Raw genomic sequence first — 15505 nt, 5'->3', positions numbered from 1 at the left:
GCCGGCCAGCGTTACCTCAACCGTGAGCAGGCCCGGCAGGACATCGTTCAGTACATCGAGATGGAGTACAACAGCGACCGGCTCCACTCGTCCCTGGGGTACCTCACCCCACAGCAACATTTTTTAGCGGTTGCTGCTTAATCCGTGTCCGCTGCGACTTGACCAGAACACTTCGAGAAGCGCCCGGCCGGACGCTCCCGAGCCCCCGGGCTTACCCGACAGGCCCGTGACGCCGGTGCTCATGCCGGGTCGTTCGCGAACGACCCGTACGGGGTGGGGACTACGGGGTGGGGACTACGGGGTGGGGACTACGGGGTGGGGACATCCATGACACAGAAACATGGCCCTCACCGATACCCCGTCTGGCATCCAGGCCCCGGATGCGTCATATTTTCCCTGGCCCAAGAGCCAACGAATCAAATCACAAGAACAGAAACCACCGAGGAGATCACAACCATGTCCATCAAACGTCGCGACTTCCTCAAGGCCGGCACGGCGGTGGCCACAGGGGCCGCCGCCGTGCTGGGGGCGCCAGCCATCGTCAAGGCTCAGGAACGCTTCAACTGGCGCATGACCACCACCTGGCCCGCCGGCCTGCCGTTCTTCCAGACCGGCCCCGGCAGCGCCACGGATTTTGCCCGGCGGGTGGAAGAGATGTCGGATGGACGCATCCGTATCCGAGTCTATTCCGCGAACGAACTGGTCCCTGCCTTCGAGGGCTTTGATGCCGCCTCCTCCGGCCGGCAGGTGCAACTCAACCATGGCTGCGCCTATTACTGGGCGGGCAAGTCCTTTGCCGCCCAGTATTTCACTTCCGTCCCCTTCGGCATGACCTTCCAGGGGCACAACGCCTGGCTGAACGAGGGCGGCGGTTACGAACTCTACCGGGAGGTGTACGAACCCTTTGACCTGATCCCCCTCGTGGTGGGGTGCACTGGCGTACAGCCCATGGGCTGGTTCAGGAAACCGGTGGAGAGCCTGGCGGATTTCCGGGGCCTGAACATCCGTATGCCGGGCCTGGCGGGGGACATCTACAACGCCATTGGCGCCAATGCCCGCCTGCTGCCCGGTGGCGAGTTGTTTGCCGCGCTGGAACGCGGTGCCATTGATGCCGCCGAGTGGGTGGGCCCCTACTCCGACCGGGAACTGGGCCTGCACCGAGCCGCCAAGTACTACTACTCCTCCGGCTGGCACGAGCCGGCCACCAGTACCGAGGTGGTGGTGAACCGTCGCGCCTGGGAATCCCTGCCCAAGGATCTCCAGGCGATCATGCGCAATGCCGCCGCAGCCTGCAATATCACATCTCACGCCTGGCTCGAGGCCCGCAATGCCGATGCCCTGGACGACCTGGTGAACAATCATGAGGTGCAATTCGGCCCCGTGCCCGACGACGTGATCCAGGCCCTGCTGGAGGCGACCCGGGACATCCTCAGTGACCGCGCCTCCAACGATGAACTCACCCGCAAGGTCCACGAGAGCTACTTCAAGTTCAAGGCTCGCCACGACCGCTGGCAGGCCAACTCCGAGACCATGTTCCAGACTCAGATCCGGGATCTGGGACAGAAGATCCTGGGTTGATACACCCTCACCCCAACCCCTCTCCCGCTGGCGGGAGAGGGGCCTTGTCCTGCTGGGGAGAACGTCATGTCCCGACTCCTGCTGCGCATCGAACGCGCCCTGAACCAAGTGACCCGCCTGGCCGGCGGGGTTGCGGCTGTCAGCATGGCGGCGTTGGTGCTGCTGGTCTTCATCAACATGGCCGCGCGGTACGCCCTGGGTATCGGCACGGTCTGGTCACAGGAACTGGAGTGGTATGTCCTGTCCCTCACGGTGATGACGGGTATCGCCTATGCCATGCGCGCCGATGAACACGTGCGCGTGGATGTCTTTTCTCACCACCTCAGCCGCGTGGGCAAGCTCTGGCTGGATGGCATCACCATGCTGGTGGTGGCCATTCCAGTATCCCTGCTGGTTCTCTACTACACCTGGCCCTTTGTACAAATCGCCTATGTGCGCGGCGAGGGCTCCCCCAATGCCGGGGGCATGCCCTGGCTGTTCCTGCCCAAGGCCATGATCCTGTTGGGCTTTGCGCTGATTCTCATCGAGTCATTGCGGCAATTGCTGCGCATTGGCCGCCGCCTCGTCTTCCATTACCGCCATCCACGTCGTCACAACGCAGGGAGCGCCGGTCATGCCGCTTGAGTACATCGCCCTGATGATGGTGGCCGCCTTCTTCGTCCTGGTGCTCACCGGCATACCGGTGGCCTTCGCGGTGGCGGCGGTGGGCTTCATCTTCGGCTTCATCGGCTTTGAGGGCTGGCTGTTCGAGCTGCTGCCCTCCCGCATCTTCGGCACCATCACCAATTACACCCTGCTGGCCATCCCGTTATTCGTCTTCATGGGCGTGATGCTGGACAAGACCCGCGTCGCCGAGCGCATGCTGGAGGTGATTGGTCATGCCAGCGGTGCCCTGCCCGGGGGCATGGCACTGGCGGTGATCCTCGTGGGTGTGCTCATGGGAGCCGCTACCGGAATCGTCGGAGCAGCCATCGTCACCCTCACCCTCATGGCCCTGCCCACCCTGCTCCGGCGCGGTTACAAGCCCACCGTGGCCTGCGGCACCATCTGCGCCGCGGGCACCCTGGGACAGATCATCCCTCCAAGCCTGGTTCTGCTGGTGCTGGCAGACACCATGAACCTCTCCGTGGGCAGCCTGTTTGCCGCGGCCCTGATCCCGGGACTGCTGCTGGCCACCCTGTACGTGCTGTATCTGTTCGTGCTGGCCTGGTTCTATGCCGCCGACGTACCGGCCCTGGATGCGGCTGAGCGGGCCGCCATGAGCACCCGGCAACTGATCCGGGATCTGTTCACCTCGGTCCTGCCTCCCCTGGCGCTGGTGCTGGCAGTCCTTGGGTCCATTATCGGCGGCATCGCGGCCCCCACCGAGGCAGCCGCCGTAGGGGCCGTGGGTGCCATGGTGGTAGCGGCCGTGATGGGCCGGTTGAGTCGCCCCATCCTGTCGGAGACCCTGAAGGTCACGGTGCGCATCACGGCCATGGTCTTCTTCGTGCTGATCGCGTCGCAGGTCTTCGCCCTGGCCTTCCGTGGGCTGGACGGGGAGTTCCTGGTGGAAGCCATGTTCAACTGGGTGCCCGGCGGCCCCTACGGCACCCTGCTGTTCATGCTGCTGCTGATCTTTCTGCTGGGTTTCTTCCTGGAGTGGATCCAGATCACCTACATCGTGGTGCCGCTGTTCATGCCATTCCTGGCGGGCTACCCGGAGTTTTCCACAGTGTGGATCGCCATCCTGATCGCCATGAACCTGCAGACATCGTTCCTGACGCCACCCTTTGGATGGTCATTGATCTTCATGAAGGGGGTGGCGCCCCGAGGCATCAAGACCACGGATATCTACAAGGGCGCCGTGCCCTTCGTGATCATTCAGGTGGCGGCCCTGGGGCTGCTGGTGGCCTTCCCGCAGATCGCCCTGTGGCTGCCGGAAGCCATTGGCTGGTAATGGATACCCGACGCAAAGATCAGCCAAACAGCTCCACGAAAAAGATCACCGTCGTGATCGCCCCCACGAGAACAATGCCATTGCGCAGGACATTAGATGGCAGGCGACGGCCGATTCGGGCGCCGGCGAAGCCGCCCAGGACGGCGGCAAGGGCCATGGGTGGGAGTTCAGGCCAGGAGATGGCGCCGCCGACCATGAAGACGGCCACGGCAATCACGGTGAGCACGGCGGAGAGCAGGTTTTTCAAGCCGTTGGCCACGTTCAGGTCATGCACGCCCAGCAGACGGAACATGGCCAGCATGACAATGCCCATGCCGCCGTTGAAATACCCGCCATAGCCGCACACGGCCAGCACGCCGACCCGCCCCCAGAAGCCGTGACCCCGCTTGGCGCGCCGGGCCAGAAACCCATGCAGACGCGGCCCGAAGGCGAACAAGACCGTGGCAAACAACAGCAGCCAGGGCACGATCGCCCTGAAGGCCTGATCCGAGGTGGCCAGCAGCAGCAAGGCACCTGCAGCGCCCCCCACGGCGCCGATGACCACCACCGCCAGTACCGACAACCCCGCCGGGGCCCGAATGAGATCCCGATAGGCCCAGGCACTGGCCAGATAGCCCGGCAGCAGGGCCGCCGTGCCGGTGGCATTGGCCGCCACCGGGGGCACGCCCGTGAACACCAGGGCCGGCAGGGTGAGGAAACTGCCGCCACCCGCCAGGGCGTTGATGATGCCGGCAAAGAAGGCCGCCGTGGCGATGATCAGGATGCTAACCGGTTCCAGTAACACGCTCTTGCTCCGAGGGGTCGACAGGGGCCTGGTGCCGCAGGTGAGGGCGCAGCCAGTCCAGGATGGGGTCCACGTGGCGGGCAAAGCCCTCGGGATCATTGTGCTGCACTCCGGGCAGCGTGAGCACCGTGGCCCGGGGGTTCTCCTGGGCCAGGCGACGCACGTGCCAGAGGGGCACCACGGTATCCTCGCTGCCATGCACCAGCAGCAGCGGCGCCTGGATGCGGGCCACGGTGGTGCGCGGTGCGATATCGTCGAAGCGGTGACCGATGAGCCATTCCACGCTACGGTTGATGATCAGCCCCAGCGGTCGGCGGGGGATGCCCTGCTCCTTGAGCCAGCCATTCATCATGGGCTCGGGATGGGAAAAGGCGGCCAGGCTGATCACGGCCCGGATCCCTGGATTGCGCGACGCAGTGAGCAGTACCGCCCCGGCGCCCACGGAGTGGCCCAGCAGGATGAAGTCCCCGTGACCTCGAGCCCGCAGGGCCCCCATGACCGCCTCGGCATCCTCGGCAAAACGGGGCAGCGAAGCGAAGGTGTCATCATCGCTCTGGCCATGACACCGGGCATCGAAGACCGCGACATTCAGGCCCTCGCTGAGCAGTCTGGGCACCATGAACAGCAGATGCGAGCCATTGGCCCCCCAGCCATGCACCATCACCACCACCGGCGCACCGGGATGGGGTAAATACCAGGCGGCGGACAGGGTCCTGCCCCGGCGTGTGGGCACCCGAACCCGCTCGGCCGGCGTGTTCAGACGTTCAGGGTCATCCACCCAGTGCCGATCCCGAATGCGAAACGCCCGTTGCAGCCACAGGCGCAAGGCGAACAGGCCCAGGGTGACCAGCACCGCGGCCGCGATAAAAAGCATCAGTGTTGTCATGAGTTCCATGGGCCACTGGCCCTGATTAAAGTGACATTCCCGGGCACTTCCGCCCCGGGGCGTGATCCAAGGGGTATGGACATTCCATTACTGATCATCGGCGCCCTGCTGGCCGCCACCCTCACCGCCTTTGTGCTGGGTATCCTGCCCTACCCCATCGGCTGGATCATTCTGACCATGGCTTTCATCGGGCGCCTGATGTTCATCAAGGCGCGTTGATGGCATTTTGCAGCCTTGGGCCAGTATAATACCCGGTCATCGGCCCACCATTGATCGCGGCGCCTCAATCCGGGCATGATCAGGGCGGATCCCGGACAAAGGGAGGAGCGGCTCGAAGCGGCCGCTACACTCATGAGCATGATGCCTGTCGTGAACCGGGTTTCACGCTGGCTCGGGGCATTGAGCCCCATTCCGAAAGGCTGTGATGACACCACCTTTCACTGGTGGCGGGCCTGTGCCCGTCTATGGCCGAACACCCAGACCCCATACCTGATCCTGAAGTCACGCAACCAGGGTGGTCGGCCCGAAGCCAAAGCAAATGATCCTGCCCCTGGAGCAAACTGATGCCGTTGACCCGACGTCGATTCAATCAATTTCTGGTGGGGGGGCTGGGCCTGGCCCTCGCCCCCATCACCCTGGCAGAACTGCAGGAAGGACGTGACTGGCGCGCCATCTCCCGCCCCCAGAGCGAGGCCCCCGAAGGCAAGATTGAATTGCTCAAGTTCTTTTCCTACGGCTGCCCCTTCTGTGGTCAGCTCAATCAGGTGATGAAACCCTGGGTTGAGGGCCTGCCCGACGATGTGGTGTTCCGCCGAGTCCCGGTCTCCTTCAACCGCTCTGCCTGGGCCAATCTTTCCCGCGTGTACTTTGCCCTGGAGGCCACCGGTGAACTGGAGCGACTGAACCAGGAAGTCTTCGACGCCGTTGGCCAGCGTCGTGAGCGGCTGTTCACCGAGCAGGCGATCATGGACTGGATGGATGATCGCGACGTCGACATGGAGCAATTTTCCCAGGCCTTCCATGCCTCCCGCACTCAGACACTGGTGGCACGCAGCGACCGCCTGCAGTCACGTTTTGGAGTCAACAGCGTCCCCACCCTGGTGGTGGATGGCCGCTACGTGGTGGTGGGCGAAGACGCCCGCACCTATCAGGACCTGCTGGATATCGCCGAAGGGCTCATGGACAAGGCCCGCGAGGCCTGACCCCAAGCCCACCCACCCGTGGGATCCACCCAATCTCTCATGGAGATGAAGACCATGACGTCAACCATTGACCTGTCATCCCGCTTACCTTCGCTCATTCACGCGACGACCTAGCCATGAACGATTCCCAACCCACCTCTCCGCGCCGTCGACTGCAAAGCCTGCTGGCCATCCCCGACAGCCAGCGGACCGAAGAACAATGGGACGAGCTCATCGAGCTGGAAATCTCCCTGGCGCCGGTCAATCAGAAAAAACCCGGGGAGCAGAGCGCTGAACCCGCCGGCCGTGCACCACGCAGCAGTGGGCCCAAGCGCCCCCGCGCCGGCGGCAACGGCGGTGCGCGCAAGAAGACCTTCAGCAACAAGAAGACCGCCTCGCAGGGCAGCCGCAGCGCGCCCCGCGGAGCCGTTAGCGAGTAAGGGCGGCCCGCAGCAGCGCCGGGGATGTCACCCCCGTGCCCGGGAGATGCGCAGCACCTCGGGCACGCGGCGCAGGCGCCGCATCAGGTCAGCCAGATGCTTGCGACTGCGCACACTCAGGGTGAAGGTGATGGTCGAGGCATGACCATCCCGTTCATCGAACGAGACATTCTCGATATTCGATCCCATGTCGGCAATCACCGAGGCCAGATTCGCCAGCACCCCTCGTTTGTTGGCGGTCTGGGCGCGAATGGCGGCGGCATATTCCTGGGTGGAATCCTCCGACCAGGCCACCGGGATCCACTTATCCGGCTTGTTGCGGTATTCGGCCACGTTGCGACATGGCTCCCGATGCACCACCAGCCCCCGGCCGGCGCTCATCACGCCCACGATGGGGTCACCGGGTATGGGATGACAGCATTTGGCAAATGACAGCACCATGCCCTCGGTGCCCTTGACCGCCAGGGGCTTGCCCAGACTGGCCGGCGAGGGTGCGGCAACATCATCTCCCACATCATCGCTGCTCAGGCGCCGGGCCACCAGGGTGGCCATGCGGTTGCCCAAGCCCACATCACCCAGCAAGGCATCCAGATTGGGGAGTTGCAGGTCCTCCAGGAGGCGCTGCATCTCTTGCGGAGGGATCTCTTCCAGGCTCTTGCCCAGACCGATCAGGGCCTTGTCCAGCAACCGCCGCCCCAGGTTGACGGCCTCACCTTGCTGCAGGTTCTTGAGGTAATGCCGGATAGCGGTCCGGGCCTTGCCGGTCACCACGAAGTTCAGCCAGGCAGGATTGGGGCGCGCACCGGGGGCGGTGATCACCTCCACCGTACGGCCACTCTCCAGCTTGGTGGACAGTGGCGCCAGGCGCCGGTCGATCTTGGCGGCCACGCAGGTGTTGCCCACGTCCGAGTGCACCGCGTAGGCAAAGTCCACCGCCGTGGCCCCCTTGGGCAACTCCATGATCTCGCCACGGGGAGTGAAGATGTAGACCTCCTCGGGGAACAGGTCCACCTTCACGTTTTCCAGAAACTCCATGGAGTTGCCGGCAGCCTGCTGGATCTCCAGCACGCCCTTGAGCCATTCCCGTGCCCGGGCCTGAGCAGAGGCGGACTGACGATCCCCGGCCTTGTAAAGCCAGTGCGCGGCAATGCCGCTCTCGGCCACGCGATCCATCTCCTCGGTGCGGATCTGCACCTCGATGGGGATACCATGGGGGCCGAACAACACGGTGTGCAGGCTCTGATAGCCGTTCGCCTTGGGAATGGCGATGTAGTCCTTGAAACGACCAGGCACCGGCTTGTACAGGTTATGTACCACGCCCAGGGCCCGGTAGCAGGCATCCACGTCGGTGACCACGATGCGAATGGCAAAGACATCGAAGACCTCTTCGAAGGAGAGGCGTTTTTGCCGCATCTTGCGGTAGATGCTGTAGAGGTTCTTCTCCCGGCCGATGATGCGCGAGACGATTCCCGCCTCTTCCATGCGCGAGCAGATGGCGGTCTCGATCTTCTGCATCACCTCCTTGCGATGCCCACGGGATTTCTTCACTGCATCCTGAAGCACCTTGTAGCGCAGCGGATTGTGGGAGGCGAAGCCCAGCACCTCCAGTTCACGCCGGATGGCATTCATCCCCAAGCGCTGTGCAATGGGGGCGTAGATCTCCAGGGTTTCCCGGGCGATGCGCCGACCCTTGTCCGGACGCATGACCCCCAGGGTACGCATGTTGTGCAGGCGGTCCGCCAGCTTGACCATGATCACCCGCAGGTCGCGGGTGATGGCCAGCATCATCTTGCGGAAGTTTTCGGCCTGCGCCTCGGCCTTGGAGCGGAACTTCAGGTGGGTGAGCTTGGAGACGCCATCCACCAGTTCGGCCACATCCTCGCCGAATTCCTCGATGATCCGTTCCTTGCTGATGTGGGTATCCTCCATGACGTCATGGAGGATGGCGGCGATGATGCTGCGATGGTCCATCCGCATCTCGGCCATGGTCTTGGCCACGGCCAGGGGATGGACGATATAGGGGTCGCCGCTCAGGCGGGTCTGACCCTCATGGGCCTCGGCGCCAAACAGATAGGCGCGATAGACTTCGCTGACCTGGTCGGGCTCCAGGTAGCTTTCCAGATAGGCGCACAGATCCCTGGCCATGAACCGGGTGGTGTCCAGGGACGCGGATGTACTGGAGGCCTGGGTGGATGTGGCACTCTCGACCATGGGGCATGCTTGCGGGCCTGTCTTGCCCGCGGATCCCGATGAGGATCCGCACGGGGGACTAGATCTCCGTTCGCACCTCCTCTTCGCTCACCTGGGAGGGGTCGGCATGCTCCCGAGCCACCACTTCATCCAGCACTTCGGGGCCTACCAGGCCTTCGGCGATCTCGCGCAGGGCCAGCACGGTGGGCTTGTCATTTTCCCAATCCAGATGGGCATGGGCACCGCCAGCCAGTTGCCGGGCGCGCTTGGCAGCGACCAGCACCAGGTGGAAGCGGTTGTCCATATTGTCCAGGCAATCTTCAACGGTAACGCGGGCCATGGTGGGCGCAACTCCTGATTCTTTCGGAAAAACGGTTAATACTAGGGGTTTGCTTCCCCGGATGCCAGCAAATCACGCAACAGCGCCTCATGGCGATGCCGTTGCGGGCGGGTATGCAGGCGGTTGGCGGTGAAGATGGCGACCAGTTCCGCCAGGGCCCGATCGAAGTCGTCGTTCACCACCAGATAATCGTATTCGTCAAAGTGGCTGATTTCTTTGACAGCTTCTCCCAGGCGCCGTTCGATGACGGATTCGCTATCCTTGCCCCGGGTGTGCAGTCGCCGCCGTAATTCGTCACGGGAAGGCGGTACGATGAACACCGACTGACAACCGGGCATCAGGCGTCGCACCTGCTGCGCCCCCTGCCAGTCGATCTCCAGGATCACATCAAGCCCCCGCTCCAGTTCCGCCTCCACAGCCGCCCGGGACGTACCGTAGTAATGATCGAAGACCCGGGCATGCTCCAGAAAGGCGCCATCCTCGATCATGCCCAGAAACTGCTCGGCGTTCACAAAGTGATAGTGCTGCCCATCCACCTCCCCGTCACGAGGCTGTCGGGTGGTATGGGACACGGACACCACGAGGCTGGATCGGGCCTTGAGCAGGGCGGCCACCAGCGAGGTCTTGCCCGCCCCCGAGGGGGCGGAAACGATATAAAGGGTTCCCCTGATCAAGGGTCGGATCTCCAGCCAATATGCAACGGGCCCCTAGGTTAACCCAATGACCGGTCCGCGTGCAGGCGCGCTAACGGCCCGCCGGCAACAGTCAGGCCTTGGCACCGTCATCTTCCGAGGGGTCCTCGCTGGCCCGCTCTCCCATGCCGGCCTGCAGCGCATTGTAACGGGCCCAGGCATGAAACCCGCGGGCATTGGCGGTAATGGGTTCATCCACGGTTCGGGCATGGGGGATCATCTCGCGCAGATAGCGGGACATGACCTGACCACCCCCACCCGTGATCAGCACAAAGGGATAGTCATCCACCTGCCACAGGGAGTTGATCTCCACCAGCAACTTGGTGGCCAGATCCTGAAATACCTGATCGCGCAGACCGGTGATATCCACCTTGCGCCCGGAGACATTCAGTTCCCCTTCAATGATGGCCTCATCCAGGGTGTAGGTCTCCCGCTCCAGACCGTACCTGGCGTTGAGCAGGTCGGCGATTTCATCATATCCATGGGAGATGCCGATGGGCACGGTGCGGCTGAAGGCGGGGGCATATTCGCCATCCACAATGGTGGCGAAGTCACTGGTCCGGAAGCCCACATCAATGATGCCCACGCGGCCATCCAGCATGGGGCTGTCCTCGCGCAGATTGCCCCGGTCATCCAGTACCATGGACCAGAAGGTGCCGACGGGCTGGGGTACCACGTCGATGCGATCCAGACGCACGCTGTAGGCATGGCGCTGATTGCCGACGCGCCGGATCACCTCGTGATCTCCCTGCAGGCGCCGTACCAGGTCGTCGGCCATGTGCATGCGTCCCGGCGGCAGGCCGGTGACCACGAAGAAGCTGTTGAGGCTGTCCTTGCAATACAGCGCCAGCGTGCCCAGGCAGAGGATGAGGATGTCATCCCCCTCGGCGCGGGTGGAAGAAAGTCCCCGGTAGGCGATACGCGAGTGACGGATGGCCAGATCGCCCAGGAAATACTCCCGCCCGCCCACGGAGATACGCAAATCCTCCGTCGGTGGCGGCCGCTTGAAGCCCAGGGACATGGGCGCCTGGGTACCGGCCTCGCCCACCACACTGGGGAAGACATAGCCGTTTTGACCGTCCTCCGCCTTGATATAGCCGTAGCCCATGTCCAGCCCGATACAGCGATCCATGATGTCGTCCCCTTTTGGATGGAGTTGAGTGGGTGGGTGATTCAGTCCGGATGTGGGCGTATTACAGACCCTTCGGCCCTGGTTTGGCAAACACGCCGTTCGTAATGCCACGGATTCATTCATCACGGGATCCAGGCGCTTCAACGTACAAGGCCCGGCAATGCCGGGCCTTGTACGTTACGACAGCCCTTGGGGCCATCTTACTCCTGGTGATAACCGGTGACCCGATCCACTTCATTGCGCGACCCCAGGATCACGGGGACGCGTTGATGAATGTCCTGCGGGCTCAAGGCCATCATGCGCTCCCGCCCGGTGGTACACGCGCCGCCTGCCTGCTCGATCAGGAAGGCCATGGGGTTGGCCTCGTACATCAGACGCAACTTGCCGCCCTGTCCCTTCGCCTGGATCTTGGAATCCAGGGGATACATGAACACCCCGCCACGGGTCAGGATGCGATGCACCTCAGCCACCATGGAGGCGATCCAGCGCATGTTGAAATCCTTGTCCCGGGCGCCGTCCTTGCCCTCCAGGCATTCGCCGATGTAGCGCTTCACGGGTTGCTCCCAGAAGCGCATGTTGGAGGTGTTGATGGCGAATTCCTGGGTGTCTTCCGGGATCTGCACGTTGGAATGGGTGAGCAGGAACTCGCCGAAATCACGGTCCAGGGTGAACATATTGGTGCCGGTGCCCGTGGTGAGCACCATCATGGTGGAGGGTCCGTACACACAGTAGCCGGCAGCCACCTGCTCCGTGCCGGGCTTGAGGAAGTCTTCCTTGCTGGGGTTACGCACACCGGCCGGCGCCTTGAGGATGGAGAAGATGGTCCCCACCGAGACGTTCACATCGATATTGGAGGACCCGTCCAGGGGGTCGAACAGCACCAGGTACTTGCCCCGCGGCGCGTCCTCCGGCAGATGGTAGACATCATCCATCTCCTCGGAGGCCAGGGCCGCCACGTGGCCGTTATGGGCCAGGGCCTCGATGAAGATCTCATTGGTGATCACGTCCAGCTTCTTCTGCTCTTCTCCCTGTACATTCTGGGTGCTGGCGGTGCCCAGCACCCCCACCAGATCGCCCTTGTTGACCAGGTCAGAGATCTTCTTGCAGGCCACTGAGATGTCGTTGAGCAGGCCGGTGAACTCCCCGGTGGCCCCCTCGAACTGACGCTGGGTCTCGATAATGAAGTTGGTAAGCGTGGTGCCGATATGCATGTTGCCGTTTTCCTATGGTGGTGTTGAAAGATCCTGACGCGGCCATCGTTGTTGTGGTGTCTGCCGGAGGACTCCGGGGGCCACGCATCACTGACGGCTATAATAACAGAACCTTTTGTCACCTCCCATGACGGGAGGGGGCTTTAGCCCCTCTCCCTGCGAAAGCACCTACTCCACCGTGATCGTGATCTGCTCGGACACCACCGGCGGATCAAAACTGGCATGCCGGTAATCCATGAACAACAACTGCAACGTATGTGTGCCAGACTCCAGGTCCAGCTCTGCCTCCGTCTGGCCGCCACCGAAGTGCACCGTCTGATCCGAGAAAGGCAGCGGCGTATCCAGGTTCACCGCCTCCAGATCCGTGTTGATCAGCAGGTGATGATGACCCGTATTGGAACGCTCCACACCTGCCGGGGCAATCCCCGCCCCCTTGAGCCCCATGCGCACCATCACCGGCGAACTGACGGTCTCCCCATCCGACGGCGTAATGAAATACACCTGCGCACCCTCTGGCGGTGCCGCACGATCGAGATCCGCCTGGACAACCCCCAGGGGCAAGCCTGCTGCGATCGTCAGGGTGGCCGCTGCACGGAATATCATGTTCATCACACGCCTCCTTACAATGATTTTGAGTCGCTCAATACACCCAGCTTTCCGACTATAGCACCAGGAATAGACCTTCGCGGATCCCCGCGCCAGAAGTGTCGCGCCGCTTGATCGACATGGCCAAACTCCAGATACTCACAGACACATTCAGGATTTCCGCCGTCGCCCAGAGGTGACGGCAGCCACACATCCACTTGATCGGGAGTACCCCACCATGTTCAGACCCATCTCAATCGAGCCGCTTGCGGCGGCGACCGCCACCCTGCCCAGCCATCCAACGATCCATCTGTCCGAGGCCGCCACCGACAGCGCCGCAGGCAAGGCCCAGGCACCCGCCTACACCCTGCCTCCGGCCCTCACGGGTGAGCGCCGCACCCTGCAGAGCAAGGCAGGCAGTCTGTGCTACTACCACGCCGCGCCCGGCAGTCAGGAACAGCGCACCGATGTCCCCCTGCTGCTGATTCATAGCGTGAATGCGGCCGGCTCCGCTTATGAAGTCAAGCCACTTTACGATCACTATGCCAAGTGGCGTCCGGTGTATGCCCTGGAACTGCCCGGCTTCGGCGGCTCCGACCGTAGCGACCGGGCCTACACGCCCCGCCTGATGACCGATGCCGTCCATGCCATGGTGGAGGAGATCCGCCGCCTGCACGGCGAAGGCAAGGTGGACGCCATCGCCCTTTCCCTGGGCTCGGAGTTCCTGGCCCGCGCCGCCCACGAATCCTCCGACGCCTTCCGCAGCATCGGCCTGGTGAGCCCCACCGGCTTCAAGGGGACCGGCCGTCTGGACGGCCCGGCAGAGAGCACTCGCGGCATGCCCTGGCTGCACAACTTCTTCGTGCGCGCCCCCTGGAGCCAGGGGCTATTCAACGCCCTCACCAAGCGCAGCGTGATCCGCTACTTCCTCAACAAGGCCTGGGGCTCCAAGGACATCGACCTGGGACTGCTGGAATACAGCGTGGCCACCACCCGCCAGCCCGGCGCCAAGAATGCCCCCTACCATTTCCTGGCCGGCAACCTGTTCAGCGCTGACATCACCACCATCTACGAATCCCTGAAGCTGCCGGTGTTCATGGTGCATGGCGAGCGGGGCGACTTCGTGGACTTCAAGGGCAAGTCGGTGGTGGCCAAGCGCCCCAACTGGCTCATCTACGAGATGCCCACCGGCGCCCTGCCTTATTTCGAGATGCCCGAGTCCTTTGTGGCCGAGTACGAGGCCTTTCTGCAGAACCAGGTGATGAAGGCGTAAGGTGGATTCCCTCTGATGGAATTCATCTACGATTTCGCCCTCTTCCTGGCCAAGGCACTGACCATCGTGGTGGCCATCCTGGTGGTGCTGGGCAGTCTTGCCAGCACCGCCGCCAATGCCCGGGAACGCGGCCAGGACTCACTTAATGTGCGTCGCCTCAACGACCGCTACCAGCACATGGAGAACACCCTGAAACGGCGCTTCGCGGCGCCCAGGGGGTGGGCTGCACGCCTCAAGCGTCTGCGCGGTGGCGACAAGGGAAAGAGCGCACTGGCCCCGTCCCCGGATCCTGACCGGGCCCGGGTGTTCGTGCTGAAGTTTCACGGCGACATCCGGGCCTCCCATGTGGAGAGCCTGCGCGAGGAGGTGTCCACAGTGCTCACCCAGGCCCGTCCGGACCTGGATCATGTGGTGGTCTGCGTGGAAAGCGGCGGCGGGATGGTGCCCCACTATGGCCAGGCGGCCTCGCAACTGGTGCGGCTGCGTGATGCCGGGCTGAAGGTCACGGTCTGCGTGGACCGCATCGCCGCCAGCGGCGGCTACCTGATGGCCGCCGTGGCTCATCGCATCGTGGCCGCCCCTTTCGCCATCGTCGGCTCCATCGGCGTGGTGGCGCAGTTGCCCAACTTCCACCGCTGGCTCAAGCGTCGCAACGTGGATGTCGAGTTGCTCACCGCCGGCGAATACAAGCGCACCCTCACGGTACTGGGCCGCAACACCGCCGAGGGTCGGGCCAAGTTCCAGGAGGACCTGGAAGAGACCCACACCCTGTTCAAGACCTTCCTGTCCCGTTATCGCCCGTCCCTGGACATGGACCAGGTGGGCACCGGGGAGCACTGGTACGGCGAACAGGCCCGCCCCCTGGGGCTGGTGGACGAACTGGGCACCAGCGACGATGTACTCATGAAACTGGCCCGGGAGCATGATCTGTACGAGATCACCTACAAGCGCCGCCAGAGCCTGGGCAAACGCATGGGCACGGCGATGGAGAGCATCACCGAGCGCCTGCTGGGGGGGCGTGGGTAGTCTGGGGCACACCGCCCCTCACCCCAACCCCTCTCCCCGCGGGGGAGAGGGGCTCCAAACAAAAGACTTGCACCCTTCTCCCCGAAGGGTGAGAGGGGCTTCAAACAGAAGACTTGCTCCCTTCTCCCCGAAGGTGAGAGGGGCTTCAAACAGAAGACTTGCTCCCTTCTCCCCGAAGGTGAGAGGGGCTTCAAACAGAAGACTTGCTCCCTTCTCCCCGAAGGTGAGAGGGGCTTCAAACAGAAGAC

Annotated in this window: 17 protein-coding genes; 9 read left to right on the top strand and 8 right to left on the bottom strand. The window is 63.3% G+C overall.

Annotated features, from left to right (window positions below):
• The 4 genes from BMY52_RS06750 to BMY52_RS06735 all read left to right on the top strand — a co-directional run.
• Positions 1-141: IS3 family transposase (locus tag BMY52_RS06750; RefSeq protein WP_143050437.1), on the top strand; the 141-nt coding region annotated here is incomplete at its 5' end.
• A gap of 315 nt (positions 142-456) precedes the next feature.
• Positions 457-1578 (top strand): TRAP transporter substrate-binding protein, encoded by a 1122-nt coding sequence (locus tag BMY52_RS06745; RefSeq protein WP_090252506.1) that lies wholly within the window; start codon positions 457-459, stop codon positions 1576-1578.
• Between the two features lie 66 nt (positions 1579-1644).
• Positions 1645-2202 carry a TRAP transporter small permease subunit gene (locus tag BMY52_RS06740; protein ID WP_090252503.1) on the top strand — a complete coding sequence of 186 codons (558 nt, stop codon included), beginning with the start codon at positions 1645-1647 and terminating at the stop codon, positions 2200-2202.
• The gene (locus BMY52_RS06735) at positions 2192-3517 is read left to right on the top strand and encodes a TRAP transporter large permease (RefSeq protein WP_090252501.1); all 1326 of its coding nucleotides are present in this window, start codon (positions 2192-2194) and stop codon (positions 3515-3517) included. The genes BMY52_RS06740 and BMY52_RS06735 overlap by 11 nt, the downstream gene beginning before the upstream one ends.
• A 19-nt stretch (positions 3518-3536) precedes the next feature.
• Here the strand turns inward: BMY52_RS06735 and BMY52_RS06730 are convergent, their stop codons facing one another.
• Together BMY52_RS06730 and BMY52_RS06725 are read right to left on the bottom strand one after the other, a co-directional pair.
• Positions 3537-4295: a sulfite exporter TauE/SafE family protein gene (locus BMY52_RS06730; protein WP_425429225.1), complete on the bottom strand. Its 759-nt coding sequence runs from the start codon at positions 4293-4295 to the stop codon at positions 3537-3539.
• Entirely contained in the window at positions 4282-5196 is a 915-nt protein-coding gene (locus BMY52_RS06725; RefSeq protein ID WP_090252496.1) for an alpha/beta hydrolase, read from the bottom strand. The genes BMY52_RS06730 and BMY52_RS06725 overlap by 14 nt, the downstream gene beginning before the upstream one ends.
• A gap of 66 nt (positions 5197-5262) precedes the next feature.
• Here BMY52_RS06725 and BMY52_RS15380 point away from each other — a divergent pair, with 66 nt between their 5' ends.
• The 3 genes from BMY52_RS15380 to BMY52_RS06715 all read left to right on the top strand — a co-directional run bounded on the left by BMY52_RS15380 (position 5263) and on the right by BMY52_RS06715 (position 6808).
• Positions 5263-5406, top strand: coding sequence for a hypothetical protein (locus BMY52_RS15380; RefSeq protein ID WP_177169875.1), 144 nt, complete (start codon positions 5263-5265; stop codon positions 5404-5406).
• Positions 5407-5750: 344 nt separating this feature from the next.
• Positions 5751-6389, top strand: a complete 639-nt coding sequence (locus BMY52_RS06720) for a thiol:disulfide interchange protein DsbA/DsbL (RefSeq protein ID WP_090252494.1) — start codon at positions 5751-5753, stop codon at positions 6387-6389.
• 116 nt (positions 6390-6505) lie between these two features.
• Positions 6506-6808: a hypothetical protein gene (locus tag BMY52_RS06715; protein ID WP_090252491.1), complete on the top strand. Its 303-nt coding sequence runs from the start codon at positions 6506-6508 to the stop codon at positions 6806-6808.
• Positions 6809-6835: 27 nt separating this feature from the next.
• Here BMY52_RS06715 and spoT read toward each other — a convergent pair whose 3' ends face one another.
• The 6 genes from spoT to BMY52_RS06685 all read right to left on the bottom strand — a co-directional run bounded on the left by spoT (position 6836) and on the right by BMY52_RS06685 (position 12982).
• Positions 6836-9019 carry a bifunctional GTP diphosphokinase/guanosine-3',5'-bis pyrophosphate 3'-pyrophosphohydrolase gene (gene spoT / locus BMY52_RS06710; RefSeq protein WP_090252488.1) on the bottom strand — a complete coding sequence of 728 codons (2184 nt, stop codon included), beginning with the start codon at positions 9017-9019 and terminating at the stop codon, positions 6836-6838.
• 58 nt (positions 9020-9077) lie between these two features.
• The gene (gene rpoZ / locus BMY52_RS06705) at positions 9078-9338 is read right to left on the bottom strand and encodes a DNA-directed RNA polymerase subunit omega (protein WP_090252486.1); all 261 of its coding nucleotides are present in this window, start codon (positions 9336-9338) and stop codon (positions 9078-9080) included.
• A 41-nt stretch (positions 9339-9379) separates the two neighbouring features.
• On the bottom strand, positions 9380-10012 hold the full coding sequence (gene gmk / locus BMY52_RS06700; protein WP_090252483.1) for a guanylate kinase: 633 nt from the start codon (positions 10010-10012) through the stop codon (positions 9380-9382).
• Positions 10013-10103: 91 nt separating this feature from the next.
• Complete coding sequence (locus BMY52_RS06695) at positions 10104-11162, bottom strand: ParM/StbA family protein (RefSeq protein WP_090252482.1); 1059 nt, start codon at positions 11160-11162, stop codon at positions 10104-10106.
• A gap of 200 nt (positions 11163-11362) precedes the next feature.
• Positions 11363-12373, bottom strand: coding sequence for a class 1 fructose-bisphosphatase (locus BMY52_RS06690; protein ID WP_090252479.1), 1011 nt, complete (start codon positions 12371-12373; stop codon positions 11363-11365).
• A 168-nt stretch (positions 12374-12541) separates the two neighbouring features.
• Complete coding sequence (locus BMY52_RS06685) at positions 12542-12982, bottom strand: DUF4399 domain-containing protein (protein ID WP_090252477.1); 441 nt, start codon at positions 12980-12982, stop codon at positions 12542-12544.
• A 214-nt stretch (positions 12983-13196) separates the two neighbouring features.
• Between BMY52_RS06685 and BMY52_RS06680 the strand changes: the two genes are divergently transcribed.
• A complete protein-coding gene (locus BMY52_RS06680) occupies positions 13197-14231 on the top strand; it encodes an alpha/beta fold hydrolase (protein ID WP_090252475.1) in 1035 nt (344 codons plus the stop codon).
• 15 nt (positions 14232-14246) lie between these two features.
• Positions 14247-15257, top strand: coding sequence for a protease SohB (gene sohB / locus BMY52_RS06675; RefSeq protein WP_090252473.1), 1011 nt, complete (start codon positions 14247-14249; stop codon positions 15255-15257).
• The last annotated feature ends 248 nt before the right edge of the window (positions 15258-15505 follow it).

Origin of the sequence: Ectothiorhodospira marina, assembly GCF_900109495.1 — a bacterium.
GTDB lineage: Bacteria > Pseudomonadota > Gammaproteobacteria > Ectothiorhodospirales > Ectothiorhodospiraceae > Ectothiorhodospira > Ectothiorhodospira marina.
The sequence above is the reverse complement of the archived record's forward strand: the minus strand, read 5'-3'. Positions and strand labels throughout refer to the sequence as shown.

Excerpts from the sequence above, each read along its gene's own strand:
- BMY52_RS06680 (WP_090252475.1), top strand. The coding sequence starts at position 13,197 with ATGTTCAGACCCATCTCAATCGAGCCGCTTGCGGCGGCGACCGCCACC.
- BMY52_RS06695 (WP_090252482.1), bottom strand. The coding sequence starts at position 11,162 with ATGGATCGCTGTATCGGGCTGGACATGGGCTACGGCTATATCAAGGCG.
- rpoZ (WP_090252486.1), bottom strand. The coding sequence starts at position 9,338 with ATGGCCCGCGTTACCGTTGAAGATTGCCTGGACAATATGGACAACCGC.
- BMY52_RS06690 (WP_090252479.1), bottom strand. The coding sequence starts at position 12,373 with ATGCATATCGGCACCACGCTTACCAACTTCATTATCGAGACCCAGCGT.
- BMY52_RS06725 (WP_090252496.1), bottom strand. The coding sequence starts at position 5,196 with ATGGAACTCATGACAACACTGATGCTTTTTATCGCGGCCGCGGTGCTG.
- BMY52_RS06745 (WP_090252506.1), top strand. The coding sequence starts at position 457 with ATGTCCATCAAACGTCGCGACTTCCTCAAGGCCGGCACGGCGGTGGCC.
- BMY52_RS06720 (WP_090252494.1), top strand. The coding sequence starts at position 5,751 with ATGCCGTTGACCCGACGTCGATTCAATCAATTTCTGGTGGGGGGGCTG.
- spoT (WP_090252488.1), bottom strand. The coding sequence starts at position 9,019 with ATGGTCGAGAGTGCCACATCCACCCAGGCCTCCAGTACATCCGCGTCC.
- BMY52_RS06715 (WP_090252491.1), top strand. The coding sequence starts at position 6,506 with ATGAACGATTCCCAACCCACCTCTCCGCGCCGTCGACTGCAAAGCCTG.
- sohB (WP_090252473.1), top strand. The coding sequence starts at position 14,247 with ATGGAATTCATCTACGATTTCGCCCTCTTCCTGGCCAAGGCACTGACC.
- BMY52_RS06740 (WP_090252503.1), top strand. The coding sequence starts at position 1,645 with ATGTCCCGACTCCTGCTGCGCATCGAACGCGCCCTGAACCAAGTGACC.
- BMY52_RS06685 (WP_090252477.1), bottom strand. The coding sequence starts at position 12,982 with ATGAACATGATATTCCGTGCAGCGGCCACCCTGACGATCGCAGCAGGC.
- BMY52_RS15380 (WP_177169875.1), top strand. The coding sequence starts at position 5,263 with ATGGACATTCCATTACTGATCATCGGCGCCCTGCTGGCCGCCACCCTC.
- BMY52_RS06735 (WP_090252501.1), top strand. The coding sequence starts at position 2,192 with ATGCCGCTTGAGTACATCGCCCTGATGATGGTGGCCGCCTTCTTCGTC.